At 58.6% G+C, this 3,027-nt stretch carries 1 protein-coding gene and 3 pseudogenes; 2 read left to right on the plus strand and 2 right to left on the minus strand.

Annotated features, from left to right (window positions below; all coding sequences use genetic code 11):
• Nucleotides 1–21: 21 nt before the first annotated feature.
• A complete protein-coding gene (locus RZR99_RS32460) occupies nt 22–1,215 on the minus strand; it encodes a hypothetical protein (RefSeq protein WP_323117683.1) in 1,194 nt (397 codons plus the stop codon).
• Nucleotides 1,216–2,250: 1,035 nt separating this feature from the next.
• Here RZR99_RS32460 and RZR99_RS32465 point away from each other — a divergent pair.
• Both RZR99_RS32465 and RZR99_RS32470 read left to right on the plus strand, forming a co-directional pair.
• Nucleotides 2,251–2,373 (plus strand): annotated as a pseudogene (locus RZR99_RS32465) (transposase domain-containing protein); the annotation flags it as partial.
• 53 nt (nt 2,374–2,426) lie between these two features.
• A pseudogene (locus RZR99_RS32470) lies at nt 2,427–2,890 on the plus strand (IS5 family transposase); the annotation flags it as partial.
• Nucleotides 2,891–2,915: 25 nt separating this feature from the next.
• Here the strand turns inward: RZR99_RS32470 and RZR99_RS32475 are convergent.
• Nucleotides 2,916–3,027: pseudogene (locus RZR99_RS32475) on the minus strand (IS6 family transposase); the annotation flags it as partial.

The raw sequence follows: 3,027 nt of genomic DNA on the forward strand, positions 1-3,027 counted from the left end.
AGTCAATCGCGTTGACACAGATCAATCCGATTCAGTGAACTGGATCGAGGGTGACGTCGTGCTCGTTCCAGCGGATGCGGTGCATGTCTTCGAGAGCGTCAGATTGTTGGATTCGCCGGTCGCGCCGTTCGCTGCGGTGATGGAGGGGCCGCCGCATTTCGGCGCAGCCGTACTTCCATCATTCACGGCGATCTTCAGCGTGATGGAAACCCCTTTATTAAAGGTTGCGACCGAGCCGCCGCCGTTACCAACCAGATTGAATTCCGCAGAATTCCACCATGCGCCAAGATCGGTCGTGTTGCCGGGCTGGCTGGCGGAATAAGCTTCCGTGCCATCCGTGAAGGTGACCGTATCGTTGCCGTTGACGGAGGCGGATCCCGACAACTTCAGGCTGGCCAACTGGCTCGCCGCGACAGCGGGGACGGTAGTCGCCGAGCTGTTGGTATAGCAAGCTGCCCCATTACTGTCAGTGGCGTCCCCCCATCCCGACGGGCAGCCCAAATTGCTGTAGTCATTCGCGGACGGATAGACCCAGTTCTGAATGAAAACCTGGGGTTCGGCGGGGGAACCACTGGCATTGGGGGCCGACGGATCATAGTTGTTGTTGGTCGAGTAGACAAATTGCTCCCATACCGTGCAGCTTGCGTATCCGAAATTCGAGCAGGCTGCCGCCGAGGTGCTTTGATTGCTGTTCAACTGCAACGTATATTGATTGCTCCCGGTGATGCCGACATCCGGCGCGTATTCGGGGTTATTGACGCCCTTCTCCGAGGTAATCCCGGTCGCTGACGGGAAACTTCCCACCGCCGAAATGATCGCGGAGGTTGTTTTGATGATGTAGTCGTTGCCGTTGCCCGCCGTATCAGGAATCGACGCCGAAAGCCCGTCTTCCGCGCGCACGATCTTCCTGCGCGGCGCGGGTCGCGCGGATCGATTGGTCGGCTCCGGGCCGCAGACGACTCTCGCCCAGGTCATGCTGGGGTAGGAGGCATGAAAACAGCCCGTCGTGGGGGGCGCGACTTGCTTGATGTTCTCGCGCCAGGTTGCCTGCGCTCCGGCCTGCGCCTGAGCCTGGGTTTGAGCCTGACCGCCAAAGCTGTTGGCAAGCTGTCCCGCATGCGCGGACAACGGGATCGCGCTCGTCAGGAGCCCCGCCCCCGCGATAGCGGCAGCAGAGGTGAGTTGACATGTCGCCAGCCATAGTTTCAATCGCATCGCTTTCTCCAGTGGGCATAACGTCGTATGGCCTTCGTCCCCGGACTATCCAGGGCCCCGACCGCCGTACAGCAAACCGTCGCAAATTCGTATGGGGTACCGCGAATCTCAATATTTGGAATTGTGTGGCAATCCTAAATGTCATGTGGCCGGAAAAGCCGCTATTGCTTAACCGGTATGGTCATCTGGATTGCAAAACGGGTGATTCCTGGAACAACTGCTTCGAGCCGATGATGCCGTCATGCTTCGCGCCGGTACGAACAATGCGACTGGCGGTTCCGCTTGGCCTTCGCCGCATGCGTTGCTGCGCCGGCTTCACGCGGGTCAAGCCCGTTCAGGCTATGCGACGATCCGCGTGCACCGCTGATGTGCGTCCATGACGGCACTGTTCGATTTGACGAACTCGGACCGACAAGACTGCCCGACAACCCTGATCCGGACGCATCTTCAGACAACGCGAGCGCGCGGCTTGAACATGCATCGACAATCTCTCGATCCGTTTTGCTTCTGGTGTGCTGCCGACGGGGCCTGCTGAATCCCTCGGGACGCTCGCGTATCTTGTCCCGGGATGGCATCCACCCGCCGTTGAGCGGATCGACGTCTCATGACACCGGGAATGAATCGCAAGCGAAAAGGATAGGGAAAATTCGACCTCGGAGACACCCTCTGGATGTAAGTATTATTAAATAATAATGTTAGCAATTTGTTTGAATTTATTAAGCCATACTAACTGCTATTGCCATTTGCATGAAAGAATGCAACGACAAATCCTGTTCGTCAAACTTTTTTTGATGAACACAGTGCACACATCACGCATCGTTCGCTAGGCCGCCCCCAACGTCGCAAGCGGCAACGCCCGCCCGCCGCTCGCGCAGCGCCACTTTCTCTACGACGTGGCGCANACAAATCCTGTTCGTCAAACTTTTTTTGATGAACACAGTGCACACATCACGCATCGTTCGCTAGGCCGCCCCCAACGTCGCAAGCGGCAACGCCCGCCCGCCGCTCGCGCAGCGCCACTTTCTCTACGACGTGGCGCAAGTCCGCGCCAACCTGTACTCCCTCGTCGAGACGTGCAAGGCGAACGGCGTCGATGCTTATCGCTATCTTGTCTGGATGTTTAGAGATGGCTTCAAAAAGGCCCCATGGGGCTGCTAACTTTCGCGGCAAGCTGTTAAACCTCAGGCCTCGGAATAACCGAGGCCGAGGAGATGGGCAAGCCGATCATCGACGACGAACTGTGGGTATTGATCGAGCCGTTACTACTGCCACTCAAGCCACGGCGCGAGAAGAACCCAGGCCGCTTGCCTGTTTCGAATCGTGCCGCGCTGACCGGCATCCTGTTCGTTCTCAAGACGGGACTGCGCTGGCGCGACCTGCCCGCCGAGATGGGCTGCGGCCCGGGCGTGACTTGCTGGCAACAGCTACGCGATTGGCAGGCTGCAGGCGTATGGGATCGCCTGCACGAGTTGCTGCTCGCGAAGCTGCGAACAGCAGACCAAATCGACTTCTCGCGTGCCGCCGTCGATTCATCATCGATTCGCGCCGCTGGGGCGGGCCAAAAACTGGGCCAAACCCTACCGATCGAGCGCGACCCGGTTCCAAGCACCACATTGTCACCGACGCCAACAGCACGCCACTGGTCGGCATTGTCACGTTGGCGATGGCGCGGGATAAACCGGTGGTGTTTAGCCGGTTGCTCAGGCTGCGAAAGACGGATTTTGGGTCATGCCAATGAAAAGTCGCCAGGTTTCGAACTGCGTCGCGAGCTGCTTGCGATAGAGCGACGCGCGTAGCACATGACGTTTGAGC

The organism is Burkholderia alba (assembly GCF_034721475.1).
In the GTDB taxonomy this organism is placed as follows: domain Bacteria; phylum Pseudomonadota; class Gammaproteobacteria; order Burkholderiales; family Burkholderiaceae; genus Burkholderia; species Burkholderia alba.